We start from the raw sequence: 25,707 nt of genomic DNA, 5'->3' as shown, positions 1-25,707 counted from the left end.
CACGGTCGGCGACGTCGAGCGGGAGTGGTGTAACGGCAGCCACGCCAGGTTTAGGTCCTGGTGCCCGAGAGGGCGTGCGGGTTCGACTCCCGTCTCCCGCACCGCCTCACCCCCACGGGCCCGCCCGTCACCCGGATGCCCCCCGATACGTGACGCAACCGGGTGACGCCGTGGCAGTTCGCTCAGGCAACGCCCCACCCGCTCGACGGGGACCGTGGGACGTGACGCGTCCCGCGCGGGCGACGGCGGCTGCGGCAGCACTCCGAGAGGTCCAGGCGATGACCGCCCCCACCGACGCGATCCGTCAGCCCGTCCGCACGCAGCTCCTGCCGACGGTGCCCCGGCCCCGGTCCGCGCCCGAGGAGGCGCCGGTGGCGTCCAACTCGACGCGCCGCGGCCTCGGGTTCACCGGGAAGATCCTGCTGACCGTCTCGACCGGCCTGGTGATGACCGTGGTGCTCGGCGTCGTGGCCGTGCTCGCGCTGCGGTCGGCCACCGCCACCACGCAGGAGATGTACGACGAGCACGTCACCGGCATGACGATCGCCAGCGCGGTGCGCACCGAGCTGGCGAACGCGCAGGACCTCGGCGACCAGATGCGGGCCGCGGAGGAGAACCAGGACCCGTTCAAGGCCGAGGGCCTGGGCGAGGACCGGGACGAGGCCGTCCAGGTCGCGCTGGCGAAGCACGCCGAGTTCCTGGCCCTGCCCGACCTGACCGCCGAGCAGCAGGAGCTCGCCGCGGCGATCCAGCAGTCCCTGACCACCTACCAGGGCCTGGTCGGCTCGGCCGCGAACGCCAGCACCGCCGCCAGCGCCACCTCCGAGCGCCTGGACGACCTGATCGCCATCCAGGCGGGTCTGGCCCGCGACGCCGAGCGCGCGGCGTCGACGTCGGGCGGGCGCAGCATCGTGGTGCTGCTCGTGGCCCTCGGGGTCGCGGCGGTGCTGCCGACCGCGGTCGGCGTCGTCGTCGCCCGGCGGCTGAGCAGCCGCCTGGACCGGGTCGAGCGCGCGGCGCAGGCCCTGGCGGGCGGCGACCTGACCGTGCGCAGCGAGGTGACCGGCTCGGACGAGATCGGCCGGACCGCGGCGGCGCTCGACACCGCGACCGCCGCCCTGCGGGAGACCGTCACCGGCATCGTCGGGACCGCGCGCACCGTCGCGGACGCGGCGGCACGCCTCGACGAGTCCGCGCAGCAGGTCGTGCAGGGCGCGGACCGCACGTCCGCGCAGGCCGACGTCGTCGCGGGCGCGGCGGAGCAGGTCAACCGGGACGTGCACACGGTCGCGGCCGGGGCCGAGCAGATGGGCGCCTCGATCCGGGAGATCGCCCGCAACGCCGCCGAGGCCGCGCAGGTCGCGGGCCGGGCCACCGCCGCCGCGGCGGAGACCAACGACCAGGTGGCCCGCCTCGGCGCGTCCTCCGCGGAGATCGGCAACGTGGTCAAGGTCATCACGTCGATCGCCGAGCAGACCAACCTGCTGGCCCTCAACGCGACCATCGAGGCCGCTCGCGCGGGCGAGGCCGGCAAGGGCTTCGCCGTCGTCGCCGGCGAGGTCAAGGAGCTCGCGCAGGAGACCGCCAAGGCCACCGACGACATCGCCCGCCGCGTCGAGGCCATCCAGGCCGACACCGAGGGCGCGGTCGCGGCGATCGCCGAGATCGGCCACGTCATCGCGCAGATCGACGACTACCAGACGACGATCGCCTCGGCCGTGGAGGAGCAGACCGCGACCACGAGCGAGATGTCCCGGTCCGTCGCCGACGCCGCGAGCGGGTCCGGGGAGATCGCCGGGACGATCACCGGGGTCGCGGCCGCGGCGGCGGGGAGCACCGAGGTGCTCGGGCAGATGGGCACGGCGATCGCCGACCTGGCCCGGGAGGCCGAGGGGCTGCGCGCGCGGGTGGCGCACCTGCGGCACTGACCGGCGGTCGTCGGGTCCGGTCGACCCACCGGGACACGACGACCCCCGCCGGACACGACGAGGCCCCGCACGCGCTGCGTGCGGGGCCTCGTCGGTGCGTCGGGTGCGTCAGCCCTGGTTCGTCGCGCCGGCCGCGGCGATCTGGGCACGGACGTCGTCCATGTCCAGCGCCTTCACGGCGTCGACGACCTGCTCGAGCGCCGGCGCCGGCAGGGCGCCCGCCTGGTTGAACACGAGCACGCCCTCGCGGAACGCCATCAGCGTCGGGATCGAGGTGATCTGGAGCTCGGCGGCGAGCTGCTGCTCCGCCTCCGTGTCCACCTTCGCGTGCACGATGTCGGGGTGCTGCTCCGAGGAGTCCTCGAAGATCGGGCCGAAGCGCTTGCACGGACCGCACCAGTCAGCCCAGAAGTCCACCAGGACGATGTCGTTCTCGGTGATCGTCTTCTGGATGGTGCTGGCCGTCAGCTCGGTCGTGGCCATCAGTCGCCTCCTGTTGTCGTCGGACGCCAGTTCAAGCACCCGGGCACCCCGAGTATTCCGGAGACCGGGGCGGAGCGCCGCGCGTCGGGATGTGCGCCGGGGCCCGTGCGGGGTACAACTGCGAGGTGACCGACACGGCTGACCTGCCCCGCGAGCCCGAGCGCCCCTCCGGGTGGCTGAGTCCCGAGGGCATCGCGGCGGCCCGGCGCTCGCTCCCCCTGCTCTACGTGGACGCGGTCCCGGTGCGGGTGGACGACTCGGGCGACGTGGTCGCGGTGGGTCTGCTGCTGCGGGTCACCCCCGAGGGCGTGATGTCCCGCGCGCTGGTCTCCGGCCGCGTCATGTACCACGAGCGGGTGCGCGACGCCCTGCTGCGGCACATCGAGAAGGACCTCGGCCCGGTCGCGCTGCCGCAGGTCCCGCCGACGCCGCAGCCGTTCACCGTCGCCGAGTACTTCCCGACGCCCGGCGTCACGCCGTACCACGACCCCCGCCAGCACGCGGTGTCGCTCGCCTACGTCGTGCCGGTGAACGGCGACTGCCGTCCGCAGCAGGACGCCCTGGACCTCGCGTGGCTCACGCCCGAGGAGGCGTGCAGCGAGCAGGTGCAGGTGGAGATGAACGGCGGCCAGGGGCTGCTGCTGCGCCAGGCGATGGCGCACGTCGGCCGGATGCCCTGAGCCGGTGACCGCCGCCGAGCGCCCGCCCGCGCTGGTCGCGACGCGGGTCCTGCACGCCCTGCTGGCGCTGGCCTCGCTCGCGGGCGTCGCGCTCGAGCTGACCCGGGCCCTGCAGGACGGTCCCGGCGACGCGGGCACGATGACCGAGCGGCTGGTCCGGCTGTTCTCGTACTTCACGATCCAGTCGAACCTGCTGGTGGCGGCCGCGTCGGGGCTGATCGCCGCCCAGCCGCTGCGCACCGGGCGGGTGCGCTCCGTGCTGCACCTCGACGCGCTGCTCTGCATCGGCGTGACCGGGGTGGTGTACCACGCCGTGCTCGCCGAGGACGGCGCGGCGCTCACGCCCAGCGGGGACCTCGCGAACTTCCTGCTGCACACCGTCGCACCCGTCGGGGCGTGGGTCGTGTGGCTGCTGGTCGGCCCGCGGCCGCGGTTCGCGGGCGCGACCGTGCTGTGGTCCGTGGGCTACCCGCTGGTGTGGATCGCGTACACGTTCGTGCGCGGGGCCGTGACGGGCTGGTACCCGTACCCGTTCCTCGACGCGGGCGCGCTGGGGCTCGCGACCGCCGCCCGGAACACCGCGCTCGTGGCGGTCGCGTTCCTCGTGCTCGCGGCGCTGGTCCGGCTGCTCGAGCGGGTGCTGCCGGCGACTCCCGCGGAGCCGCGCCCACGCGCCTAGAGCTCGATCGACGGCCAGTCCGCGAGGTCGGCGCGCATCGCCCGGTCGTGCGTCGCGACGACGACCGCGGCCGACGTCATCCGCAGCGCCTCCGTGAGCTCGTCCACCAGCGCGATCGACAGGTGGTTGGTGGGCTCGTCCAGCACCAGCACGTGCGGCGCCGCGACCAGGGCCGCGGCGAGCTCGAACCGGCGCCGCTGCCCCGTGGACAGCTCGCCGAGCGGCCGGTCCAGGTCCTCCTCCTCGACCAGCCCGAGGGCCGCCACCGGCAGCACGTGCGCGGGGTCGAGCGCGCCGGCCTCGAGCAGGTCCAGCGCGCGCCGGGCCGCGGCCTCGAACCCCGTCATCCGCAGCCGCGTAGGGTCGTCGTCGTCCTGGGTCAGCACCCCGAGGCGCACCCCGTGGGCCACCGCGAGGTGCCCGCGGTCCAGGTCGACCCGCCCGGTCAGCGCGGCCAGCAGCGTCGACTTGCCCGACCCGTTCGGCCCGGTCACCAGCAGCCGGCCGGCGGGCGGCAGCTCCACCCGGACGCCCGCGAGGTCCAGCCGCCCGGCGACGCGCGGCGCCCGCACGTCCAGCAGCGGGCCGCCGGAGTACCCGGTGGGGATGCTCGGCAGGTCGGGGAACGCCAGCGACGGCGGCGGCACCGGGACCTCGACGGCCTCGGCCTCCAGCCGCTGCACCAGCCGGTCGGCGGCCTTGACGTGGATGCGCGCCCGGGTCGCCCGGCGGTGCTTCTGCGACCCCTTCGCGGGCCGCCACTCGTCGGACAGCCCCTCGTAGGACTCGTCCAGGCGCTGGGCCAGCTTCTCCGCGCGCTTGCGCTCCTGGGCGTACCGGGCCCGCCAGCGGCGCAGCGCCTGGTCCTTGGCGAACCGGTAGGTCGCGTACCGGGTCGCGCCGTACAGCACCGGCCGGCCGTCCATCGACGGGTCCAGGTCGAGGATCGCGGTCATCACGTCGTCCAGCAGCCGCCGGTCGTGCGTGACGATGACGACGACGCCCGCCCACTGCTGCAGCTGCGCGGTCAGGTAGTCGATGCCGCCGGCGTCGAGGTGGTTGGTCGGCTCGTCCAGCAGCAGCAGGTCCGCGCGCTCGGCGACGTGGCACGCCAGGCGCGCGCGGTACCCTTCGCCGACGCTGAGCGTGTCGAGGCGCCGGTCGTGGTCGCGGGGCGCGCCGAACCGGGTCAGCGCCTCGTCGACGCGCCGGTCCACGTCCCAGGCGGCCAGGCGCTCGACGGCGGCGATCGCCTCGGTCAGCGCGGCCAGGTCCCCCCGCTCGTGGTCGAACCCGTCGACGACCTCGTCGAGGCGCGCCGCCGCCGCGCGCACGTGCCCCGCGGTGCGGCGCACCAGGTCGCCCACCGTCGCACCGGGCGGCACGTCGAGCTGCTGGTGCACGACCGACACCGTCCCGGACCGGCGGACCTCGCCCGCGGTCGGCACCAGGTCCCCCGCGAGCAGCCGCAGCAGCGTCGTCTTGCCGGCGCCGTTCTCCCCCACGACGCCGACCCGGTCGCCCGCGGACGCGGACACGCCGACGGCGTTCAGCACCGGGCGTCCCGGGTAGCCGAACGTCAGGCCGTCGGCGACGAGGTGCACGTCCGCCACGGGTGACCCGCGCGCCTCAGCCGCGCAGCGCGGCGACGACGACCGGCACGAGCGCCCGGAACGCCTGCCCGCGGTGCGAGATGCGGTTCTTCTCCTCCGGGGCGAGCTCCGCGCACGTCCGGGTGCCGCCCTCGGGGACCAGCACCGGGTCGTACCCGAAGCCGTGCTCCCCGCGCGGCTCCCGGGCGAGCGTCCCGACCAGGTGGCCCAGCTCGACGTGCTCCTGCCCGTCCGGGGTGACCAGCGCGGCAGCGCAGGTGAACCGCGCCGCCCGGTGCGCCGGGGCGATGTCGGCCAGCTGCGCGAGCAGCAGGTCGAGGTTCGCGCGGTCGTCGCCGTGCCGCCCGGCCCAGCGGGCCGAGAAGATGCCGGGGGCGCCGCCGAGCACGTCGACCGACAGCCCGGAGTCGTCCGCGACCGCGGGCAGGCCGGTGTGCCGGGCGAGCGCCCGGGCCTTGATGAGCGCGTTCTCCGCGAACGTGACGCCGTCCTCGACCGGCTCGGGCGCGCCGACGTCCCGGGCACCGACGACGGACGCCGGGTCGAGACCGGGCAGGGCGGGGACGAGGATCGCCCGCAGCTCGCCGAGCTTGTGCGCGTTGTGGGTCGCGAGCACCAGCCGGGCGGGGCCCGTCACGCGCGCACCGCCGCGGCCGAGCCGCCGCGCACCGTCACGGGGGCGTCGCCGAGCGGGAGCGCGAGCACCTCGGCCTGCACGCGGGCGAGCTCGGTGGTGCCGACCAGCGCCAGGTCGAGCAGGGAGTCGAGCTCCCGGCGGTTGAACGGCGCGTGCTCGGCGGTGCCCTGCACCTCGACGAAGTCCCCGCCGCCGGTGACGACGACGTTCATGTCGGTCTCGGCGCGGACGTCCTCGACGTACGGCAGGTCCAGCACGGGCAGGCCGTCGACGATGCCGACGCTCACCGCGGACACCGAGTCCGTCAGGACCGGCTTGCGACCGTCCACCGAGCCCTGCGCGATGCCCCACGCCACGGCGTCCGCGAGCGCCACGTACGCCCCGGTCACCGAGGCCGTGCGGGTGCCGCCGTCGGCCTGCAGCACGTCGCAGTCGAGGACGATCGTGTTCTCGCCGAGCGCCGCCACGTCGATGACCGCGCGCAGCGAGCGACCGATCAGGCGGGAGATCTCGTGCGTGCGGCCGCCGATCTTGCCGCGCACCGACTCGCGGTCCGACCGGGTGGTGGTGGAGCGCGGCAGCATCGCGTACTCGGCGGTGACCCAGCCCTGGCCCGAGCCCTTGCGCCAGCGCGGGACGCCCGCGGTGAACGAGGCGACGCACAGCACCTTCGTGCCCCCGAACTCGACCAGCACGCTGCCCTCGCCCGCGTCCAGGTAGTTGCGGGTGATGGCGATCGGGCGCAGCGCGTCGGCGGTCCGGCCGTCGGCGCGGGTGCCGGTCGCGGGCGCGGCGGGGCTGGTGGAGGCGTCGGAGGTCATGCCCCCGAGGGTAGCCCGCCACCCTGACGCGACGGCACCGCGGCCGGCCCGCGGTGGGCCCGCGGAGAGCCCGCGGTGGGCCCGCGCCGGACCCGCCTCAGAGGTCGACGACCATCCCCGGGCGGGCGAGGTCCAGCGGCCCGTCAAACTCCCCCGCGGCCTCCGCGAGGCTCGCCGACGGGTCGTTCCACGCCACGAGGTGGGTCAGCAGCAGCCGGCGCGAGCGGCCCCGGCGCGCGGCCCGCCCGGCACGCAGCCCGGTGAGGTGCACGCCGCGCGGGGCACCCGGCGTCGTCTCCAGGTAGGCGGCCTCCGCCAGCAGCAGGTCGGCGTCGCGCGCGAGCTCGTCGAGCCCCGCGCACTCGTCCGTGTCCCCGGTGTACGACAGCGTGACGGTGCGCCCGGGGTCGACCGAGGACGGCCCGGTGACCCGGAAGCCGAACGCGGGCACCGGGTGCTCCACCGGCACGGGCTCGATCGTGAACGGGCCGACGCGCACCGGCCGGCCCGCCTGCCAGGTGCCCAGGGCCAGGTGGTCGGTCGTCGCGGTCGCGGGGTCGCGGCCCGACAGCTGCGCGAGCCGCTCGGCGACGCCCTCGGGGCCGTGCAGCGGCAGGGGCTCGGCGCGCAGCCCGCGCGGGTCGTACCGGAGCATCACGCCGAGCACCACGACGTCGGCGACGTGGTCCGCGTGCAGGTGGCTGACGGCGACCGCGTCGAGCGACGCCGGGGCGACGTGGCGCTGCAGCGGGCCGAGCGCGCCGTTGCCGAGGTCGAGCAGCAGGTTCCAGGTGCGGGTGCCGCCCGCGCCGTCCGGACCGTCCGCCTGGAGCAGGTAGCAGGACGCCGCCGAGTCCGGGCCCGGGAACGACCCGGCACTGCCCACGACCACCAGCCTCATCGGCACCACTCCCCAGTGACGGGCCGTGACCCGTCGTCCGCCGGCGGCCCGTCGCCCATGATGCCGTGCGCGGGGCGGCGGCGGGCGGTCGATCCGGCCCGGGTGACGTGGCGCTCGTCACGGGACCCGGGTGGATCCACCCCGTCGACACGCCGCGGCGTGGCGCCCCGGGTGGATCCACCCCGGGCGGGTGGGGGGCGGTGCGGGGGGCGGTGCGGGGGGTGCGGGTGCGGGCGCGGGGGTCAGCGGAGGGCGCCGCGCTCCTCGACGTGGCGGACCTCGGGGCCCAGGAAGCGGCGGGCGAGGGCCGCGAACGGCTCGGGGTCGCCGGTCGCGAGGAACCGGTGCTGCGGCGGCCCGGCGGCGGGGTCGCGCTCCAGGTCGTGCGCGACCAGCGTCCGGTAGACGTCCTTGGCGGTCTCCTCGGCGCTGGACACCAGGGTCACGTCCTCGCCCATCACGTAGGAGATGACCCCGGTCAGCAGCGGGTAGTGCGTGCAGCCCAGCACCAGGGTGTCGACGCCCGCCTCCTTGACGGGGCGCAGGTACGCGTCGGCGACGCTCAGCAGCTCCGGGCCGGACGTGACGCCCGCCTCGACGAACTCCACGAACCGCGGGCACGCCTGCGTCGTCAGGTGCACGCCCGGCGCGACGGCGAACGCGTCGTCGTAGGCCCGGGACTCGACGGTCGCCTTGGTGCCGATCACGCCGATGTGCCCGGTGCGGGTCGCGGCGACCGCCCGGCGCGCGGCGGGCAGGATCACCTCGACCACCGGGATGCCCTTGCGCAGCGTGTACCGCTCACGGGCGTCGCGGAGCACCGCGGACGACGCCGTGTTGCAGGCGATGACCAGCACCTTCACCCCGGCGTCGACGAGGTCGTCCATCACCTCGAGGGCGTGGGCGCGCACCGCCGCGAGCGGCTTGGGGCCGTACGGGGTGTTCAGGGTGTCGCCGATGTAGAGCACCTGCTCGTGCGGCAGCTGGTCGATGATCGACCGCGCGTTGGTGAGCCCACCCACGCCGGAGTCGAAGATCCCGATGGGAGCGTCGTTCACGGCACCGAGCCTAGTCCGTCGCCGGACGGGACCGACCGCCGCCCTCCCGCAGGCCGGCCACCAGCCCGGCGACCAGCGTCTCCTGCCACCAGCCCAGCGCGAGGTACACCGACCCCAGGTACTGCCGCGCCTGGCCCGCGTGGTCGTCCGGGGCGGGGTCCCGGGCGAGCTCGTGCTCCAGCCGCTCGGCCGCCTCCTCGTCCGTGATCCCCAGCCGGTCGCCCAGGACCAGCCGGATGCCGGTGAGCGTCGCCGCGAGCGCGCCGCCGCGGGCCGCCGGGACCCGGAGCGTCACCGCGCCCGGAGCCGAGTCGTCCGCGGTGTCGGCGACCAGCAGCGCGAACAGCTCCGCCAGCCGGTCGGTCTTCTGCCGGCGCAGGTCGTCCTCCGTCAGCCGGCGGAACTCCGCGGACACCGCCGGGTCGTCCCGGGAGGCGTCCGGCAGCAGCCGGTGCACCGCGGGGTCGTCGGGCGTCGGCAGCGCCTCCAGCCGCAGGCGCAGCGCGGGCCCGCGGTCCGCGTCGGGCTCGGGAGCCGCGCGGTCCTCGAGGCGACCGCCGCCCAGCAGCTCCGCGACGTCGGCGACCACCGTCGCCAGCACCTCGCGCTCCCCCGCGTCGACCTCCGCGACCAGCTCGTCGCCCTCGCGCCGGAACGCGCGCACCTACGCGTCGCTCCGCTGCAGCGTGGCCCACAGCCCGAACGAGTGCATGGCCTGCACGTCGACCTCCATCTGCTCCCGGTTGCCCGTCGACACCGCCGACCGGCCCTGCTCGTGCACCTCGCGCATCAGCTTCTCGGCCTTCGCCTGCGGGTAGCCGAAGTACGACCGGAACACGTAGGTCACGTAGGACATGAGGTTCACGGGGTCGTTCCAGACGAGGGTGACCCACGCGTCGGCGAGCGCCCCGTCCGTGCGGGTCGTCTCGTCGGTCGCGGTCTGCACGGGCACCCGACCACTGTAGGTGCGGCGCCGCGCGCGGGGCACGCCGCCGCTTACGGTGAGCGCATGACGTCGAGCACCGCCCTGCTGACCGACCGCTACGAGCTCACGATGCTCCAGGCCGCCCTGGCCGACGGCACCGCCGACCGGCACTGCGTGTTCGAGGTGTTCACGCGCCGGCTCCCGCACGGCCGCCGGTACGGGGTGCTCGCGGGCACCGGCCGGGTGCTGGAGGCCCTGGCGGACTTCCGGTTCGGCGAGGCCGAGCTCGACTGGCTGGGCCGCGAGGGCGTCGTGGACGACCGGACGCTCGCCTACCTCGCGGACTACCGGTTCACCGGGTCGGTGCACGGGTACGCGGAGGGCGAGATGTTCTTCCCGCACTCCCCCGTGCTCACCGTCGAGGGCACGTTCGCCGAGGCGGTGCTGCTCGAGACCCTCGTCCTGTCGGTGCTGAACTACGACTCGGCGATCGCCTCGGCGGCGTCCCGGATGACCAGCGCCGCCATCGGCCGGCCCTGCCTGGAGATGGGCGCACGGCGCGCGCACGAGCAGGCCGCCGTCGCCGCCGCGCGGGCCGCCGCGGTCGCCGGGTTCGCCGGCACGTCGAACCTCGAGGCGGGCCGGCGCTACGGGCTCGCCACCATCGGCACCGCCGCGCACGCGTTCACGCTGCTGCACGACGACGAGGAGACCGCGTTCGCCGCGCAGGTCGCCTCCGCCGGGCCCGGGACGACGCTGCTGGTCGACACCTACGACGTGCGGCGCGGGGTCGAGCGGGCGGTCGCGGCAGCCGGCACGGGGCTCGGCGCGGTGCGGCTCGACTCCGGCGACCTCGGCGTGCTCGCCCAGGAGGTCCGCGCCCAGCTCGACGGCCTCGGCGCACAGGGCACGAAGATCGTCGTCACCTCCGACCTGGACGAGTACGCCATCGCGGCGCTCGCCGTGGCCCCCGTCGACTCCTACGGGGTCGGCACGTCGCTCGTCACGGGCTCCGGCGCCCCGACCTGCGGCATGGTCTACAAGCTGGTCGCCCGCGAGGGGTCCGACGGGACGCTCGCGCCGGTCGCGAAGGCGTCGACCCACAAGCAGTCGACCGGTGGCCGCAAGACCGCCGCCCGCCGCCTCGACGCCGACGGGCGCGCCGTCGCGGAGGTCGTCGTCTCCGGCACCGACGAGGCCGTACGCGCCTGGGCCCCGGCCGACGCGGGGCTGCGCGCGCTGACCGTCCCGCTCGTCGTCGACGGCACGGTGCAGCCGGGCTGGACCGGCGCCGAGGGCGTGGCCCGCGCTACCGCCCGGCACGCCGCCTCCCGCGACGAGCTGCCCCGCGGGGCCCGACGGCTGTCCGCCGACGAGGCCGCGCTGCCCACCGAGCACGTGACGGTCTGACGCCGCCCCGCACGCCCTCCACGCACGACGGCGCCCGCGCTCCCCGAGGGGTGCGCGGGCGCCGTCGTCATGTCGCGGTGCGTGGTTACACGCTGTTCTTCCCGCGGCGCAGCAGGCCCAGGATCAGGCTCACGACCAGAACGGCGATGCCGATCCAGAGGAGGAACTTCGCTGCTTCCACGGCCACACCGAGGACCAGCAGCACGACACCGATGATGATGAGGATCAGCCACGTGGGCATCTGACGGCTCCCTTCGTCCCCCTGCACGTCGGAGCGCACCGGGATTCCGGTGAACTCCCTGTTCACGGGAATGACACTGGCAGCGAATCACCCGGCCCGCACGTCGAACGCTCCGGTTGCGCGAACCCGAGCGCCTGGTATCGCAGCTCGCTGACCTGCGCAGACACCCGGTCCGTCGTGCGGGGCCGGGCGGGTCAGCGCTTGCCGACGAACCAGCCGCGGAGCATCGCCACCCGCGCCTCGAGCTGCCCCGGGTCCGCGAGCGCGACCTCCGGGCCCCCGCAGCGGCGCCGCAGCTCGGTGTGCACGGCGCCGTGCGGCTGCCCGCTCTTGCGGGCCCACGCCCCGACCAGCTGGGCGAGCTCCTTGCGCAGCTCGGCCTGCTTGCGGTGGTCCATCTCGGCGCGGTCCTCGGCGGGCTGCGACCGGGTGCGCTTCGCGGTCTGCTGGCTCGCCTGGCGCTGCCGGAGCAGGGTCGTCACCTGGTCCGGGTCGAGCAGGCCGGGCAGCCCGAGGAAGTCGAGCTCCTCGTCCGAGCCCACGTCCGCGCCGGTGCCGAACTCGCCGCCGTCGAACAGGACGCGGTCGAACGACGCCTGCGCCTCCAGCGCCTCGAACGTGCCCTGGAGCGCGTCGGAGCCCTTCTCGGCCCGGTTGGCCTGCGCGACCAGGGCGTCCTCGGGGTTGTAGCCCTCGCCCTGCTCCTCCGCGGTCAGCGGCCGGTCCAGCGCGTGGTCCCGCTCGACCTCCATCGTGTTCGCGAGCGCGAGCAGCGGCGCGACGCTCGGCAGGAACACCGAGGCGGTCTCCCCACGGCGGCGGGCGCGGACGAACCGGCCGACGGCCTGCGCGAAGAACAGCGGGGTCGACGTGCTCGTGGCGTACACGCCGACCGCGAGCCGCGGCACGTCGACGCCCTCGGACACCATGCGGACCGCGACCAGCCAGCGGGAGTCGGAGTCGGAGAACTCGTCGATCCGGGCGCTCGCGCCGTCGTCGTCGGACAGCACGACCGTCGGCGACTGCCCGGTCAGGCGCGCCAGGTGCCCGGCGTACGCGCGGGCGTCGGTCTGGTCGGTGGCGATCACCATCGCGCCGGCGTCCGGCACGGTGCGGCGGACCTCGGTGAGCCGGCGGTCGGCCGCGGCCAGCACCGAGGGGATCCACTCGCCGTCGGGGTTCAGCGCCGTCCGCCACGCCTGGGCCGTCATGTCCTTGGTCAGCGGCTCGCCGAGGCGGGCGCTGACCTCGTCGCCGGCCTTCGTGCGCCAGCGCATCGCACCGGAGTACGTGAGGAACAGCACCGGGCGGACGACGTGGTCCCGCAGCGCCTCGGAGTAGCCGTAGGTGTAGTCGGCCTTGCTGCGGCGGATGCCGTCCGGGCCGCGCTCGTACTGCACGAACGGGATCTGCGCGGTGTCCGACCGGAACGGCGTGCCGGTCAGGGACAGCCGGCGGGTCGCGCCCTCGAACGCCTCGTGCACCGCGTCGCCCCAGGACAGCGCGTCACCGCCGTGGTGCACCTCGTCGAGGATCACCAGCGTCGGCGCGGCCGTCGTCCGGGCGGCGTGCAGCGCGGGCTTGGACGCCACGCCCGCGTAGGTCAGGGCGACGCCGTCGAACCCGTGGCCGTGCCTGCCCTGGGCGTTCTTGAAGTTCGGGTCGAGCTTGATGCCGACCCGCGCGGCGGCGTCGGCCCACTGGTGCTTGAGGTGCTCGGTCGGCGCGACCACCGTGACCCGGCGCACGATCCCGGCCTGCAGCATCTCGGTCGCGATCCGCAGCGCGAACGTCGTCTTGCCGGCGCCCGGCGTCGCGACCGCGAGGAAGTCCCGCGGCGAGGTCGCCAGGTACTGCTCCAGCGCCGCCGCCTGCCAGGCGCGCAGCTTCCCCGCCGTGCCCCACGGCGCGCGCCCCGGGAACGCCGGAGGCAGCTGCGACGCGGCCGACGTGGACGCGTGCGTGGCGGGAGTGGACGAGGGGCGCTCCGCGGCGCTCACTGGCCGCCGGAGGAGTCGCCGGACCCCTTGCCGCGGCCGAAGCCCCAGCGACGACCGCCGGAGCCCTTCCCCGAGTCGCCGTCGCCGCCGTCCTGCGGCTCACGCAGCCCCTCGAAGATCTCCTTGCACACCGGGCAGACCGGGAACTTGTTCGGGTCGCGGCCCGGCACCCAGACCTTCCCGCAGAGCGCGACCACGGGCTTGCCGGACATCGCCGACTCCATGATCTTCTCCTTGCGCACGTAGTGCGCGAAGCGCTCGTGGTCGCCCGGCTCGGCGAGCTGCTCCTCCGGCCGCTCCAGCAGCCCGGTCGACCCGGCGGTCCCGGGGTCCGACAAGCGGTCCGGCTCGGGACTCGGCGACAGGGGCTCACTCATGCTGCCCATCGTACGACGCCCCCCTGACGCCCCCACCTCCCCGACGTCGCCAGGCGAGGTCGAGGGTTCATGACCGGACGGGGGGCTGAAACCCTCGACCTCGCGCGAAACCCTCGACCTCACGGGCGGAATCGCGGGCCGCGCGCGAGGGCGCGGGCGACGCGGGCGGCCAGCGCGCGCGGGGCGCGGAGGTCGTCCCAGGTGACGCGGAGCACACGCCAGCCCTCGTCCTCGACGGCGTCCTGGCGGCGCTTCTCCGCGAACACCGCCTCCGGCGCCGTGCTGCCGAGCTCCCCGGAGTACTTCACGAACCCGTCGAACTCGACCCCCACCCGGTGCGCCACCCAGCCGAGGTCGAGGAACGCGCGGCCGAGCCGGGTGCGGACCTCGACCTGGAGGTCGGGCTCCGGCAGGCCCTGGTCGTGCAGGTGGTACCGCACGAGCGTCTCGCCGGGCGACTCGGACCGACCGTCGGCCCGCGCGAGGACGGCACGGGCTGCGACGACGCCCCGGCCGCCGGCGCGACCGCGCACCAGGTCCGCGACCGCCAGCCGGTCGGCCCCGAGCCGCAGCGCCGAGTCCGCGACGACCAGCGCGCGGTCCGCGCTCAGCGTCGCCGCGCAGTCGACGACCGTGCGCTCCAGCGCGGTCACCGGGAAGCCGCGCGCCTGCGCCCGCTGGGCCGCCGGGAGCTCGCCGTGGTGCCGTACCAGCGCCTGCCGCGCGCCGGTCGGCCGGGTGGGCTGCGTGATGTGGACCTGCTCGGACAGACCGACGGTCGCGCAGCCCCACAGCAGCGCCGCCGACTCGTGGCTGAACCAGTGCGGCACGGACAGCTGCGCGTGGACCGCCTCGATGCGGGCCAGCGCACGACGCCGGGTGTCCCGCGCCCGCCCCTGGGACGGGACGGTCGGCAGGTAGGCGCCCCACCGCACCCGCTCGAGCTGGCCCCGGGCCCGGCCCCGCGCGACGACCGCCGCTCCCGCGCGCCGCGCGAGCACGACCGCCGCCCCCTCCGCGACGTCCCGCGCCGCTGCGTCGGCTGTCCCCGGCTCCACCACCATCTGGGCACTCTCCCCCACCACCCCCGCCCAGCCCACCCCCGCGCCCGCACCTGTGGACAGGCGTCGGCCGAGGTCGAGGGTTTCGCACGGATCCGGGGGCTGAAACCCTCGACCTCGCGTGAAACCCTCGACCTCGGCCGGCGACCTGACTCAGATGGTCTGCCAGGCGGGCTTGAGGGCGTAGGTCTCGCGGTAGTACGCGGCCAGCTGGAGGCGGCTGGCGGCGGCCTCGTCGACCAGGATCGTCGCGTGCGGGTGGTGCTGGAGGATCGTGCCGGGCCACATCGCCGTGACCGGGCCCTCGACGAGGTGGTGGATCGCCTCCGCCTTCTGCTTGCCGGACGCGAGCAGCACGACGTGCCGCGCCGACATGACCGTCGCCAGGCCCTGGGTCAGGCAGTGGGTCGGGACGCGGCTGACGTCGCCGTCGAAGAACCGGGCGTTGTCCTCGCGGGTCTGCCGGGTGAGGGTCTTGATCCGGGTGCGGGACGCGAGCGACGAGCCGGGCTCGTTGAACGCGATGTGGCCGTCGGTGCCGACCCCGAGCAGCTGCACGTCCACGCCGCCGGCGTCGGCGATGGCCGCCTCGTACGCCGCGCAGGCCGCGGGCAGGTCCTCGGCAAGGCCGTCGGGGCCGTGCACGTCGGCCGCCGCGATGTCGACCCGGGACGCGAACTCCTTCTCGATGACGTTGCGGTACCGCTCGGGGTGCTCGACCGGCAGCCCGACGTACTCGTCGAGCATGAACGCGCGCACCCCGGCGAACGACAGCCCCTCCTGCGCGTGCCGGCGGGCCAGCTCGTCGTAGACGGCGAGCGGGCTGGACCCGGTCGCGATCCCGAGGACCGCGTGCCGCCCCTCGGCGGCGCGGGCCCGCAGCGCGCGCTCCACGGCGTCGGCGGCGAGCCGCGCGAGCTCCGGCCCGGGTGCGATGACGACCTCCATCAGGACTCCTTCCGTCCGGCCAGCGCGGCACCCACGGCACCCACCGGCACTCCGTCGGGCGCGAGCGTGACCCGCTGCGCCATGTGCATCGCGGCCAGGAACGCCGAGTCCCGGGCCGAGCGGTCCAACGACGCGCGCACGACCGCCAGCAGCGGCTCGCCGAGCTCCCGGACCCCGCCGCCGATCACCACGTGGGCGACGTCGGTGGTCAGGAGCAGCACGCGCACGGCGGAGGCCACGGCGTCGGCGAACCGGTCGCGCACCCCCACCGCCTCAGCATCCCCGGCCTCGGCCGCCGCGAACAGGGCCACCGGCGCGGGACGGTCGTCCGGTCCGGGCCACGCGGCGGACAGGGCGCCGCCGGAGGCGTACTGCTCGAGGCACCCGCGCTGCCCGCAGGGGCAGGGCAGCCCGCCGGGCACGTGCACGAGGTGGCCGATCTCCCCCGCCGCTCCCCCGGCCCCGCGGCGCAGCCGGCCGTCGAGCACCAGCCCCGCGGCCAGCCCGGTGCCGAGGGCGAGGAACGCGAGGTCCGGGGTGCCGGGCAGCAGGTGCGCGGCACCGAGGGCGGCGGCGTTGAGGTCGTTCTCGAGGACGACGGGCACGCCGCCGACGGCGCGGGACACCACGTCCGCGAGCGGCACGCCGGCGTCGATGCCGAGGTTGACGGCGTGCTCGACGCGGCCCGCGACGGGGTCGACGATGCCCGGCAGCCCGAGCCCGACGCCGACCAGGTCGTCCGGCACCAGGCCCGCGTCGGCGAGCAGCCGGCGCACCGCCTCGGCGGCGACGGCGGCGACCCCCTCGGCGCCGCGCGGCGTCGGCAGCCGCAGCCCCGGTCCGGCCGTGCCGTCCGGCGCGACCAGCACGCCGAGCGTCTTGGTCCCGCCGACGTCCAGCCCGACGGACCAGCCCGCGGACGGCCGCGCGTCGTCGGTCCCCGGGTGCGCGCCGGAGCGCGGCCAGGTCATCAGCTCGTCCACGTCAGCCCTTCACCGCTCCGGACACCAGTCCCGACGTCATCCTGCCCTGCACGAGCAGGAAGAACACGATCACGGGGACGGCGATCAGCGTGGACGCGGCCATCACCTCGCCCCAGTCGACACCGCGGTTCGCGGACGACGCGAGGAACGAGCGCAGCCACAGCGGCAGGGTGCGCGAGGACTCGGACTGCAGGGCGATGAGCGCGACGGTGAACTCGTTCCACGCCTGCAGGAACGCGTACACGCCGGAGGCGACCAGGCCGGGGGCGAGCAGCGGGAACGTGATGCGCAGGAACGCCTTGGTCCGGCTGAGCCCGTCGACCATCGCGGCCTCCTCGAGCTCGATCGGCACACCGGCGACGAAGCCCCGCAGCATCCAGATCGTGAACGGCACCACGGCCGCGGTGTAGAGGATCGAGACCCCGACGACGCTGTTGAGCAGGTTGACCGACGACAGCATCTTGTACTGGGCGATGAACAGGCCCTCGGCGGGCAGCATCTGCACGAACAGCACCGCGACGACGAACGTCAGCCGCCCGCGGAACCGGAACCGGCTGATCGCGAGCGCCCCGAGGAACGCGAACGCCAGCACGGCGACGACCGTCACGGCGGTGATCGCGAGGCTCATCTGCAGCGCCCCGGTGAATCCCGACCCGTCGAGCACCGACCGGTAGTTGCCGAGCGTCGCGCCCGTGGGCAGGAACGTGGGCGTGGCCGAGCGGAGCCGGGCGGCGGGCAGCAGCGAGGACAGCACCATCCAGTAGACGGGGAACGCCCAGACGACAGCGACGCCGACCGCGAGCACGCCGAGCAGCACGCGCCGGACCCGGCGGGCGGTGCGGCCGCCGGCGGCGCCGCGCGGGGCGGGCGCCACGGGGCCGGCGGGGGTGCCGGCGCGGGCCGGCTGCGCGGCGAGCGGCCCGCGCGACGAGGTGGTGGCGCTCACGCGTCCTCCTTCAGCAGGTTCCGGACGTAGGGCCAGCTCAGCAGCACGGTCAGCGCGAGGACGAAGATCGACACCGCGGCGGCGCCGGCGAAGTCCTGCCGGCCGATGCCGAGCTCGAAGATGAAGTTGCCCAGCAGGTTGGTCTCGCTCACGGGCGCGCCGCTGTCCTGGAGCAGCCGGATCTGGGCGAACACCCGCAGGTCCCAGATGATCTGCAGCAGCAGCACGATGGACAGCACGGGGCGGATCAGCGGCAGCGTGATGCTCCGCAGGATCCGGACCGGGCCGGCGCCGTCGATGCGGGCGGCCTCCAGCACCTCCTCGGACACCTGGGTGAGCGCGGCGTAGACGGACAGCGCCACGAACGGCACCGACATCCACACGATGATGACGGTCGCGACGAAGAAGAACGACAGCGGCTGGGCGAGCCACGCGTGCCCGGCGTACTGGTCGAACCCGAGCTGGACGAGCAGCCAGTTCACGACGCCGGTGCGCCAGTCGAACAGCCACTTCCACACCGTGACGGCCGCGACCATCGGCATCGCCCAGGCCAGCAGCAGCGCCACCTGCAGCACGACGCGGACCGCGGGGTGCACGGCCTTCATCAGCAGTGCGAGCAGCACCCCGATGCCGACCGTGACGAACGCGTTGACCAGGCAGAACAGGATGGACCGGGCGACGACGGCCCAGAGGCGGTCGTCGGTGAAGATCCGCGCGTAGTTGTCGAGGCCGACGAACGTCGGCGGCTGGCCGAACTGCTGGGCGAGCCCGAACTCCTGCAGCGACGTCACGACCTGCCAGAACACGGGGTAGCCGAGGCCGGCGACGAGCACCGCGACGGCGGGCACGAGCAGCAGGTACGGGGTGAGGCGGGGGCGTCGGCGGCGGACGGCCGGGGCGGCCGGCGGCGGCGCGGTGCGCTCCACGGAGGGCGCGGTCATGCGGTTCTCCTCAGGGACGACGGGCGGGACGGTCCCGGCCGCGGGGCGGGGTGCCCCGCGGCCGGGTCGCGTCACTGGCCGTTGAGCATCGGCGTGATGCGCTCGTCGTACTCGGCGGCCAGCGCGGTCACGTCTCCGCCCTCGGCGATCGCCTGGAACAGCTCCTCGTAGACGAACGCGGCCTCGACCGCCGCCCAGCCGGGCGCGGCCGGGGTGAGCTTGGACGCCTTCGCGGTCTCGATCATCGTGGTGGCGAACTCGTCGTCGCCGAGCGAGTCGACGTACTGGGAGTTGGCCGGGCCGAGCCCGTTCTCGCCGAGCATCTGCTGGTACTCGGGCGAGAAGATGATCCGCAGCAGGTTCTCGGACAGCTCGGGGTGCTCGGACTTCGCCGAGATCGCGATGTTCGAGCCGCCGGCGAACACCGGGGCGATGCCGCCGTCGACGCCCGGGAGGGCGAAGATGCCGAACTTGGCGGTGTCCGCCATGCCGTCGCGGACCTCCTCGCCGTCGTCGTTCGTCGTGAGGTCGCCGATGGACCAGCGGGCCCAGCCCGGCGCCATGATCGTGGCGGCGGCCGGTGCGGCGCCGTCGGTGCCGTCGTTCAGGAAGTCCCAGTAGGCGACGTCCCGCTCGGTGGCCGGCACCTTCGACGAGCCCTGGTAGACGGCCTGCCACTGCTCGAGCCCGGTGATGGTCTTCGGGTCGGACAGGGTGGACGTCCACTCGCCGCCGTCCTCGGTGGCGAGCTCGCCGCCGTTGGCGAACACCCAGGAGATGCCGTTGCGCCAGTCCTGGCCGCCGATGGCGAAGCCCGACTGGGTGCCGGACGTCAGCGCGGTGGCCGCGTCCTGGAACTCGGCGAGGGTCGTCGGCTTCTCCAGCCCGGCCGCGGACCAGAGGTCGGCGCGGTAGAACATGTAGCGCGAGCCGAAGTAGTACGGCAGCGCGTAGTTCTTGCCGTCCGCCTGGCCGACCTCGACGAACGAGGGCAGCAGGTCGTCGCCGCCGAGCTCGTCGTACAGGGGCGTGAGGTCGCGGAACGCGCCGATCGTCGTGAACGTCGGCGACTGGGTGTTGCCGATCTCGACGACGTCCGGGGTGTTCGCCGCGTCGGGCAGGGCCGTCGTGAGCTTGGTGACGACGTCCGCCCAGTCCTGCTCCTCGATGACGAGGGTCGAGCCGGGGTTCTCCTCGGCGAACGTGGTCGTGAGGTACTCGCGCAGCTCGTCCGGCGTGTCCGCGCCGTTGAGCCAGAGCGTGATCTCGGCGCCCTCGGGGGTGCCGTCCGAGCCGGTCGCGGGGTCGTCGCCGCCTGCCGAGCAGGCGGTCAGCGCGAGCGCCGCCGCCACACCGGCGGCTGCCATCCGTACGATCTTCACGTTGGTGTTCCTCCCTGATGCGAGGCGAGGCCGGTCGGCGTCGCCGGGGGTGGTGAGTACCAGCACTGCAGGCGGTCGGCTCGGGGTCGTCACGTGACCCCGAGCTGACCGGACAGCACGAGGGCCGCGGCGCCCGAGAGCGCCCCGTCCTCGTCGAGCGCACCCATCCGCAGCACCAGGTCCTCCCCCAGCAGGGGCATGGTCCGGGCCTGGACGGTGGCGAGCGCGGCGTCCCGCAGGGGTCCGTCGAGCAGCTCCGGGGGGCCGGAGAGCAGGACCTCGGCGAGGTTGAGCGCACTGACGACGGGCGCGAGCGCGAGGCCCAGCTTCCGTCCGACCGACGCGAGGACCGCGTCGGACTCCTCGGGGGTGCGGCCGGCGGTGGCGCGGCGCAGGGCGGGCAGCGACAGCAGGGTCTCCAGGCAGCCGGTGCGCCCGCACGCGCAGTCGCGCGGCAGCGGGTCGCCGGCCCGGACGTCGCGGTCGTCGACCACGGTGACGTGACCGATCTCGCCGGCGGCGTGCGCGCGACCCCGGACGAGCGCGCCGTCCAGGACGATGCCCGCGCCGACGCCCTGGCCGACGGTGATGACCATGAGCCCGGAGCCGGTCGCGCCGCCGTAGGTGTACTCGCCGAGCGCGTGGGTGTTGGCGTCGTTGGCGACGTGCACGGGCACGCCGAGCCGCTCGGTGAGCCGGGCGGCGAGCGGGAGGTCGTACCAGCCGCGGTTGGGGGCGGCGACGACGACGCCGGCGGAGTCGATGACGCCGGGCGAGCCGATGCCGACGCCGACCACGGGCCGGTCGGCGGCGGCCAGCAGCTCGCGGCACAGGTCCTCGAGCACGGCGACGGCGTCCTCCCCCGTGCGGCCGTCGAGCGACACGGTGCGCCGCGCGGCGACGGTGCCGGTGAGCGTCATGACCGCGCCGCGCAGGCTCGCGTCGTCGGCGAGGTCGACGGCGACGACGTGGAACTCCTCGGTGCGCATCCCGACGAGGGTCGCGGGCTTGCCGACCCGTCCCTCGGACCGGACGCCCAGCTCCTCGGCCAGGCCCTCGGCGATGAGGACGGACACGAGGTCGGAGACGGTGACGCGGGTGAGGCCGGTGCTGCGGGCGAGGTCCGCCCGCGACGACGGGCCCTGGTGGAACAGGTGCTGGAGGACCATCGCGCGGTTGTGGGCCCGGGCGTGCTCGGGGAGCACCTTGGTGGTGGGGCGCAGCGTGCGTCCCGCACCCCGGAGGGGGCCGGACCGCGTCGTCGTGGTCATGTTTGTTAGTAGACCTTCCTTACTAATGCCGGTCAAGGGGTTCGTGTGACCGTGACCACATCGTGACCGCGCGTTCACCGCGGCGACACGAGGCCGGGAATGCGCGTCCGACCAGCGACGCTTGCACCGGCATGGAGCTCGGTCTGTACACGTTCGGCGACATCCACCCCGACCCGGTCAGCGGCGCGCGCACGTCCCCCGCGCAGCGGCTGCGCGACGTCCTGGAGCGGGTGCGGCTCGCCGAGGAGGTCGGCCTCGACCACGTCGGCATCGGCGAGCACCACCGGCCCGACTACGCGATCTCCTCCCCCGCGACGGTCATCGCCGCCGCGCTCGCGCAGACCGAGCGGATCAGCGTCGGCTCCGCGGTGACCGTGCTGTCCACCGAGGACCCGGTCCGCGTCTACCAGCAGTTCGCGACGATGGACCTGCTGTCCGGGGGCCGCGTCGAGCTGCTGGCCGGGCGGGGCTCGTTCATCGAGTCGTACCCGCTGTTCGGCGCCTCCCTCGACGACTACGACGCGCTGTTCGAGGAGAAGATCGCGCTGCTGCTCCGGATCGACCGCGGCAACCCCGTCACCTGGTCCGGCCGGTTCCGCAGCCCGCTGCACGCCGCCGAGATCCTGCCCCGCCCCACCGGCGACCACCTGCGGATCGCCGTCGCGACCGGCGGCAACCCGGCGTCCTCCGAGCGCGCCGGCCGCCTCGGGCTGCCCGTCTCGTACGCGATCATCGGCGGCCGGCCCGCCGACTTCGCCGGGTTGGTGCGGCTCTACCGGCGCACGCACGCCGAGGCGGGCCACGACCCCGCGACCGCCCGCGTCGAGGTCGCCGGCATGGGGTTCGTCGCCGACGACGCCAAGGGCGCGCGCGACTTCTTCTTCCCCTACTGGCTCGACTCGATGCGCCGGATCGCCGCCGAGCGCGGGTTCGCGATCCCGAACCGCATCGCCTTCGAGTCCCAGGCCGCGCGCGGCGGGGCGTACTTCGTGGGCCACCCCGAGGAGGTCGCGGAGCGCATCGTGGCCCTGCACGAGGTGCTCGGCCACGACCGGCAGATCTTCCAGATGGACCTCAGCGGCGTCCCCCAGCGCGAGAGCCTGCGGGCGATCGAGCTCCTGGGCACCCGCGTCGCCCCGCTGGTCCGCGCGGCGCTGGCCACCTGACCCGCGGTCGATCGCCACCTCATCGGCGACGCGCACCACGCACCGCGGCGGCGATCACCACCTCGACCGCCGTAGGTGGTGTCCGGGGTGCAGCGCCCGGGATGCAGCGTGGGAGCACCGACGCCCGGCACCGACGCCGAGCACCGTCACGAGGAGGCTCGCCATGCGGCACCCCGTGCGGGCGATCGTCGCCGTGGGCAGCACCCTGGTGCTGGGCGGCGGGGTCGCCGCGCTCTTCTCCCCGACGCCGCTCGCCACGTTCGCGCTCGTGGTGCTGGCGCCCGCGGCGCTGCTCGCCGTCCCGTTCACCATCGCCGGGGTGGTCCACCTCCGCGCGCGCCGTCGCCGCGAGCCCTGACCGGCCGGGCGGCGGTCGAGGTCGAGGTCGAGGTCGAGGGTTTCACGCGAGGTCGAGGGTTTCAGCGGGGCTCCGGGTCAGGAACCCTCGACCTCACCGGGGCGGGACGGGGCGGGACCGGCCCGCGGCCCAGCCGAGGGCGCCGGGGTGGCGGACGGAGAGCGTGGCGACGCGCGTCGCCTCGGTCAGGGCCGCCGGGAGGGGCTCGCCGCGGGCCAGCGCGGCCGCGAGGGCGCCGTGCAGGACGTCGCCGGCGCCGAGGGTGTCCACCACCTCCGGCGCGGGGACCGGGGCGACGTCGACCTCCGCCGGGGTCCCGCCGCGCTCGACGTACCGCAGCGGGCCCCCGCCGGCGGAGCGGGCCGCCGACGCCACCGGCCACCGGTCGAGCACGTCCGCGAGCAGGTCCGCACCGCCGCCGAGCCCGTCGGCCGACGCCCCGTCGTCCCCGCCGTCCGGCAGCCGGAAGTCGGCGGACAGCACCGCGTGGTCCACGTGGGCCAGCAGGTCCCCGAGCCCGGGCTTCCACGAGCCCCCGTCCAGCGCGACGGGGACACCCGCGGCCCGCGCGGCGGCCGCGACCGGCACGGCCGCGCCCCGGTGGTGCCCGTCGACGAGCAGCGCCGTCGCACCGTCGAGCGCCCCGTCCGCGAGCGCCGCCCGGGCCGCCGCGCCGAGGTGGGGCGTCCCGGTGCCGTTGACCGACACCACGGACCGCTCCCCCGTCGCACGGGTCACCAGCACCGTGGACACCGGCGGCGTCGCGCCGGTCCCGCGGGCCAGGTCGACCACCTCGACGCCGGCGTCCCGCAGCCCGGCGCGCACGAGGTCCGCGACCGGCCCGGAGCCGACGGCCGTGACGAGCCGCGTCGGGACGCCGAGGGCGACCGCCGTGGCCGCGGCGTTCGCCGCCGGTCCGCCGAACCGCACGTCCAGGCCGTCGGCGACCACCTTCTGGTCCGGGCCCGGCACGGCGTCGACCGTCTGGACCACGTCGAGGGTCACGAGTCCGCAGCAGACCAGCATCGGGGGGCGCACCCGACCATCCTGCCGCCACCGGGTCCGGGTCCGGGTCCGCCGGGCCCGACGTCCTGCCCGCGACCGCACCGGACGCGGATACGGTGTGCGGTGGAAGACCTGAGATCTCGAGAGGGACACCCGTGAGCACTCCCGTGGACGCCACCACCACATCCGCCTGGACCGCGCTGACCGCGCACCGCGCCGACCTGACCCCGGACCTGCGGGGCTGGTTCGCCGCCGACCCGGAGCGCGCCGAGCGCCTGACCCGGCAGGTGGGCGACCTGACCGTCGACCTGTCCAAGAACCTCGTCACCGACGAGACGCTGGCGCTGCTGACCCGGCTCGCGGACGAGGTGGACCTGTCGGGCCGCCTGGCCGCGATGTTCGCCGGTGAGCACATCAACGTCACCGAGGACCGCGCCGTCCTGCACACCGCGCTGCGCCGGCCCGCGGACGCCGAGCCGCCGCTCGTCGTGGACGGCCAGGACGTCGACGCGGACGTGCAGGAGGTGCTGGCGAAGGTCGGCGCCTTCGCGGAGAAGGTGCGCTCCGGCGAGTGGACCGGCGTGACCGGCGAGCGCGTCGACACCGTCGTGAACATCGGCATCGGCGGCTCGGACCTGGGCCCGGTGATGGCGTACGAGGCGCTGAAGCCGTACGTGCAGGACGGACTCGAGGTCCGGTTCGTGTCGAACATCGACCCGACCGACCTGGCGGAGAAGGTCAAGGACCTCGACCCGGCGACGACGCTGTTCATCGTCGCGTCGAAGACGTTCGGCACGCTGGAGACCCTGACCAACGCGCGGCTCGCCCGCGACTGGCTGTGGCAGGGCCTGATCGCGTCGCGCGCGATCGAGGACACCGACGAGGCCCGCACCGGCGCCGTCGCGCAGCACTTCGTCGCCGTGTCGACCGCCCTGGACAAGGTCGCGGCGTTCGGCATCGACCCCGAGAACGCGTTCGGGTTCTGGGACTGGGTCGGCGGCCGCTACTCGGTGGACTCCGCGATCGGCACCTCGCTGGCGATCGCGATCGGCCCGGACGCGTTCGGCGAGCTGCTCGAGGGCTTCCACACCGTCGACGAGCACGTCCGCACCACGCCGTTCGAGCAGAACGTGCCGGTGCTGATGGGCCTGCTGAACGTCTGGTACGTCAACTTCATGGACGCGCACACGCACGCCGTCCTGCCCTACGCGCAGTACCTGCACCGGTTCCCTGCGTACCTGCAGCAGCTGACGATGGAGTCGAACGGCAAGTCGGTCCGCTGGGACGGCACCCCCGTCACCACGCAGACCGGCGAGGTGTTCTGGGGCGAGCCCGGCACCAACGGCCAGCACGCGTTCTACCAGCTGATCCACCAGGGCACCCGGCTGATCCCGGCGGACTTCATCGCGGTCGCCAACCCGGCGCACCCGCTCAAGGACGGCGGCACCGACGTGCACGCGCTGTTCCTCGCGAACTTCTTCGCGCAGACCAAGGCGCTGGCGTTCGGCAAGACCGCCGAGGAGGTCCGCGCCGAGGGCACCGCGGAGGAGATCGTCCCGGCCCGCGTGTTCTCCGGGAACCGGCCGACGACGTCCGTCCTCGCGCCGTCGCTGACCCCGGCGGTGCTGGGCCAGCTCATCGCGCTGTACGAGCACATCACGTTCGTGCAGGGCGTCGTGTGGGGCATCGACTCGTTCGACCAGTGGGGCGTGGAGCTCGGCAAGAAGCTCGCGCTCGAGATCGCCCCGGCGGTCGAGGGCGACACCGACGCGCTCGCCGGGCAGGACCCGTCGACGCGGTCGCTGATCGCCCGGTACCTGGAGCTGCGCACCGAGGCCTGAGCGCCCTGGCACCGACGACGGGCCCCGGACGACCACGCGTCGTCCGGGGCCC

At 75.1% G+C, this 25,707-nt stretch carries 26 protein-coding genes and 1 tRNA gene; 8 read left to right on the top strand and 19 right to left on the bottom strand.

Annotation, left to right across the window (positions count from 1 at the left end):
* Nucleotides 1–18 precede the first annotated feature (18 nt).
* Together ACFVXN_RS17370 and ACFVXN_RS17365 are read left to right on the top strand one after the other, a co-directional pair.
* Nucleotides 19–101, top strand: a tRNA-Leu gene (locus ACFVXN_RS17370).
* Between the two features lie 177 nt (nt 102–278).
* On the top strand, nt 279–1,928 hold the full coding sequence (locus ACFVXN_RS17365; protein ID WP_389235365.1) for a methyl-accepting chemotaxis protein: 1,650 nt from the start codon (nt 279–281) through the stop codon (nt 1,926–1,928).
* Nucleotides 1,929–2,036: 108 nt separating this feature from the next.
* On the opposite strand, the gene trxA is transcribed toward ACFVXN_RS17365, so the two are convergent.
* Entirely contained in the window at nt 2,037–2,441 is a 405-nt protein-coding gene (trxA, locus tag ACFVXN_RS17360; protein ID WP_389235533.1) for a thioredoxin, read from the bottom strand.
* Between the two features lie 95 nt (nt 2,442–2,536).
* Here trxA and ACFVXN_RS17355 point away from each other — a divergent pair, with 95 nt between their 5' ends.
* Both ACFVXN_RS17355 and ACFVXN_RS17350 read left to right on the top strand, forming a co-directional pair.
* Entirely contained in the window at nt 2,537–3,091 is a 555-nt protein-coding gene (locus tag ACFVXN_RS17355) for an NUDIX hydrolase family protein (protein WP_389235362.1), read from the top strand.
* A 4-nt stretch (nt 3,092–3,095) separates the two neighbouring features.
* Complete coding sequence (locus ACFVXN_RS17350; protein WP_389235359.1) at nt 3,096–3,770, top strand: Pr6Pr family membrane protein; 675 nt, start codon at nt 3,096–3,098, stop codon at nt 3,768–3,770.
* On the opposite strand, the gene ACFVXN_RS17345 is transcribed toward ACFVXN_RS17350, so the two are convergent.
* The 7 genes from ACFVXN_RS17345 to clpS form a co-directional block, all read right to left on the bottom strand.
* On the bottom strand, nt 3,767–5,374 hold the full coding sequence (locus ACFVXN_RS17345) for an ABC-F family ATP-binding cassette domain-containing protein (RefSeq protein ID WP_389235530.1): 1,608 nt from the start codon (nt 5,372–5,374) through the stop codon (nt 3,767–3,769). The two genes, ACFVXN_RS17350 and ACFVXN_RS17345, sit on opposite strands and share 4 nt — an antisense overlap.
* A 25-nt stretch (nt 5,375–5,399) precedes the next feature.
* The gene (gene rdgB / locus ACFVXN_RS17340) at nt 5,400–6,020 is read right to left on the bottom strand and encodes an RdgB/HAM1 family non-canonical purine NTP pyrophosphatase (RefSeq protein WP_389235356.1); all 621 of its coding nucleotides are present in this window, start codon (nt 6,018–6,020) and stop codon (nt 5,400–5,402) included.
* Nucleotides 6,017–6,841: a ribonuclease PH gene (gene rph, locus ACFVXN_RS17335; protein WP_389235353.1), complete on the bottom strand. Its 825-nt coding sequence runs from the start codon at nt 6,839–6,841 to the stop codon at nt 6,017–6,019. Before rph ends, rdgB begins: the two co-directional genes overlap by 4 nt.
* A gap of 97 nt (nt 6,842–6,938) precedes the next feature.
* Nucleotides 6,939–7,742 (bottom strand): MBL fold metallo-hydrolase, encoded by an 804-nt coding sequence (locus tag ACFVXN_RS17330; protein ID WP_389235350.1) that lies wholly within the window; start codon nt 7,740–7,742, stop codon nt 6,939–6,941.
* A 242-nt stretch (nt 7,743–7,984) separates the two neighbouring features.
* Nucleotides 7,985–8,800, bottom strand: a complete 816-nt coding sequence (gene murI / locus ACFVXN_RS17325) for a glutamate racemase (protein WP_389235347.1) — start codon at nt 8,798–8,800, stop codon at nt 7,985–7,987.
* A 10-nt stretch (nt 8,801–8,810) separates the two neighbouring features.
* Nucleotides 8,811–9,464: a DUF2017 family protein gene (locus tag ACFVXN_RS17320; protein WP_389235344.1), complete on the bottom strand. Its 654-nt coding sequence runs from the start codon at nt 9,462–9,464 to the stop codon at nt 8,811–8,813.
* On the bottom strand, nt 9,465–9,752 hold the full coding sequence (gene clpS, locus ACFVXN_RS17315) for an ATP-dependent Clp protease adapter ClpS (RefSeq protein WP_389235341.1): 288 nt from the start codon (nt 9,750–9,752) through the stop codon (nt 9,465–9,467).
* A 57-nt stretch (nt 9,753–9,809) separates the two neighbouring features.
* Here clpS and ACFVXN_RS17310 point away from each other — a divergent pair, with 57 nt between their 5' ends.
* On the top strand, nt 9,810–11,135 hold the full coding sequence (locus ACFVXN_RS17310; protein WP_389235338.1) for a nicotinate phosphoribosyltransferase: 1,326 nt from the start codon (nt 9,810–9,812) through the stop codon (nt 11,133–11,135).
* An 85-nt stretch (nt 11,136–11,220) separates the two neighbouring features.
* Here the strand turns inward: ACFVXN_RS17310 and ACFVXN_RS17305 are convergent, their stop codons facing one another.
* The 10 genes from ACFVXN_RS17305 to ACFVXN_RS17260 form a co-directional block, all read right to left on the bottom strand.
* Nucleotides 11,221–11,376, bottom strand: a complete 156-nt coding sequence (locus ACFVXN_RS17305) for a hypothetical protein (protein ID WP_389235335.1) — start codon at nt 11,374–11,376, stop codon at nt 11,221–11,223.
* Between the two features lie 194 nt (nt 11,377–11,570).
* Entirely contained in the window at nt 11,571–13,376 is a 1,806-nt protein-coding gene (locus tag ACFVXN_RS17300) for a DEAD/DEAH box helicase (protein WP_389235332.1), read from the bottom strand.
* Nucleotides 13,373–13,753 (bottom strand): DUF3039 domain-containing protein, encoded by a 381-nt coding sequence (locus tag ACFVXN_RS17295; RefSeq protein ID WP_389235329.1) that lies wholly within the window; start codon nt 13,751–13,753, stop codon nt 13,373–13,375. Before ACFVXN_RS17295 ends, ACFVXN_RS17300 begins: the two co-directional genes overlap by 4 nt.
* Nucleotides 13,754–13,872: 119 nt before the next feature.
* A complete protein-coding gene (locus ACFVXN_RS17290) occupies nt 13,873–14,817 on the bottom strand; it encodes a hypothetical protein (RefSeq protein WP_389235326.1) in 945 nt (314 codons plus the stop codon).
* Between the two features lie 150 nt (nt 14,818–14,967).
* A complete protein-coding gene (gene nagB / locus ACFVXN_RS17285) occupies nt 14,968–15,762 on the bottom strand; it encodes a glucosamine-6-phosphate deaminase (protein ID WP_389235323.1) in 795 nt (264 codons plus the stop codon).
* Entirely contained in the window at nt 15,762–16,745 is a 984-nt protein-coding gene (locus tag ACFVXN_RS17280) for an ROK family protein (protein WP_389235320.1), read from the bottom strand. Before ACFVXN_RS17280 ends, nagB begins: the two co-directional genes overlap by 1 nt.
* Before the next feature lies 1 nt (nt 16,746).
* The gene (locus ACFVXN_RS17275; RefSeq protein WP_389235527.1) at nt 16,747–17,619 is read right to left on the bottom strand and encodes a carbohydrate ABC transporter permease; all 873 of its coding nucleotides are present in this window, start codon (nt 17,617–17,619) and stop codon (nt 16,747–16,749) included.
* A 68-nt stretch (nt 17,620–17,687) separates the two neighbouring features.
* A complete protein-coding gene (locus ACFVXN_RS17270) occupies nt 17,688–18,632 on the bottom strand; it encodes a carbohydrate ABC transporter permease (RefSeq protein ID WP_389235317.1) in 945 nt (314 codons plus the stop codon).
* 71 nt (nt 18,633–18,703) lie between these two features.
* Nucleotides 18,704–19,999 carry an extracellular solute-binding protein gene (locus ACFVXN_RS17265; protein WP_389235314.1) on the bottom strand — a complete coding sequence of 432 codons (1,296 nt, stop codon included), beginning with the start codon at nt 19,997–19,999 and terminating at the stop codon, nt 18,704–18,706.
* 104 nt (nt 20,000–20,103) lie between these two features.
* Nucleotides 20,104–21,285, bottom strand: a complete 1,182-nt coding sequence (locus tag ACFVXN_RS17260; protein WP_389235311.1) for an ROK family protein — start codon at nt 21,283–21,285, stop codon at nt 20,104–20,106.
* 131 nt (nt 21,286–21,416) lie between these two features.
* Here ACFVXN_RS17260 and ACFVXN_RS17255 point away from each other — a divergent pair, with 131 nt between their 5' ends.
* Both ACFVXN_RS17255 and ACFVXN_RS17250 read left to right on the top strand, forming a co-directional pair.
* Complete coding sequence (locus tag ACFVXN_RS17255; protein WP_389235308.1) at nt 21,417–22,451, top strand: LLM class flavin-dependent oxidoreductase; 1,035 nt, start codon at nt 21,417–21,419, stop codon at nt 22,449–22,451.
* A 163-nt stretch (nt 22,452–22,614) separates the two neighbouring features.
* On the top strand, nt 22,615–22,809 hold the full coding sequence (locus tag ACFVXN_RS17250; RefSeq protein WP_389235305.1) for a hypothetical protein: 195 nt from the start codon (nt 22,615–22,617) through the stop codon (nt 22,807–22,809).
* 93 nt (nt 22,810–22,902) lie between these two features.
* Here the strand turns inward: ACFVXN_RS17250 and ACFVXN_RS17245 are convergent, their stop codons facing one another.
* On the bottom strand, nt 22,903–23,847 hold the full coding sequence (locus ACFVXN_RS17245) for a PfkB family carbohydrate kinase (protein WP_389235303.1): 945 nt from the start codon (nt 23,845–23,847) through the stop codon (nt 22,903–22,905).
* A gap of 122 nt (nt 23,848–23,969) precedes the next feature.
* Between ACFVXN_RS17245 and pgi the strand changes: the two genes are divergently transcribed.
* Nucleotides 23,970–25,655, top strand: coding sequence for a glucose-6-phosphate isomerase (gene pgi, locus ACFVXN_RS17240; protein ID WP_389235300.1), 1,686 nt, complete (start codon nt 23,970–23,972; stop codon nt 25,653–25,655).
* Nucleotides 25,656–25,707 lie beyond the last annotated feature (52 nt).

The sequence above is a fragment of the Cellulomonas sp. NPDC058312 genome, assembly GCF_042880135.1.
In the GTDB taxonomy this organism is placed as follows: domain Bacteria; phylum Actinomycetota; class Actinomycetes; order Actinomycetales; family Cellulomonadaceae; genus Cellulomonas.
This window is presented reverse-complemented; position numbering and strand designations above follow the sequence as displayed.

What these genes read in the sequence shown, in the direction of transcription:
- ACFVXN_RS17365 (WP_389235365.1), top strand. Translation starts at nt 279, where the DNA reads ATGACCGCCCCCACCGACGCGATCCGTCAGCCCGTCCGCACGCAGCTC.
- rph (WP_389235353.1), bottom strand. Translation starts at nt 6,841, where the DNA reads ATGACCTCCGACGCCTCCACCAGCCCCGCCGCGCCCGCGACCGGCACC.
- ACFVXN_RS17330 (WP_389235350.1), bottom strand. Translation starts at nt 7,742, where the DNA reads ATGAGGCTGGTGGTCGTGGGCAGTGCCGGGTCGTTCCCGGGCCCGGAC.
- ACFVXN_RS17310 (WP_389235338.1), top strand. Translation starts at nt 9,810, where the DNA reads ATGACGTCGAGCACCGCCCTGCTGACCGACCGCTACGAGCTCACGATG.
- ACFVXN_RS17305 (WP_389235335.1), bottom strand. Translation starts at nt 11,376, where the DNA reads ATGCCCACGTGGCTGATCCTCATCATCATCGGTGTCGTGCTGCTGGTC.
- ACFVXN_RS17295 (WP_389235329.1), bottom strand. Translation starts at nt 13,753, where the DNA reads ATGAGTGAGCCCCTGTCGCCGAGTCCCGAGCCGGACCGCTTGTCGGAC.
- ACFVXN_RS17290 (WP_389235326.1), bottom strand. Translation starts at nt 14,817, where the DNA reads ATGGTGGTGGAGCCGGGGACAGCCGACGCAGCGGCGCGGGACGTCGCG.
- nagB (WP_389235323.1), bottom strand. Translation starts at nt 15,762, where the DNA reads ATGGAGGTCGTCATCGCACCCGGGCCGGAGCTCGCGCGGCTCGCCGCC.
- ACFVXN_RS17270 (WP_389235317.1), bottom strand. Translation starts at nt 18,632, where the DNA reads ATGACCGCGCCCTCCGTGGAGCGCACCGCGCCGCCGCCGGCCGCCCCG.
- ACFVXN_RS17265 (WP_389235314.1), bottom strand. Translation starts at nt 19,999, where the DNA reads ATGGCAGCCGCCGGTGTGGCGGCGGCGCTCGCGCTGACCGCCTGCTCG.
- ACFVXN_RS17260 (WP_389235311.1), bottom strand. Translation starts at nt 21,285, where the DNA reads ATGACCACGACGACGCGGTCCGGCCCCCTCCGGGGTGCGGGACGCACG.
- ACFVXN_RS17255 (WP_389235308.1), top strand. Translation starts at nt 21,417, where the DNA reads ATGGAGCTCGGTCTGTACACGTTCGGCGACATCCACCCCGACCCGGTC.
- ACFVXN_RS17250 (WP_389235305.1), top strand. Translation starts at nt 22,615, where the DNA reads ATGCGGCACCCCGTGCGGGCGATCGTCGCCGTGGGCAGCACCCTGGTG.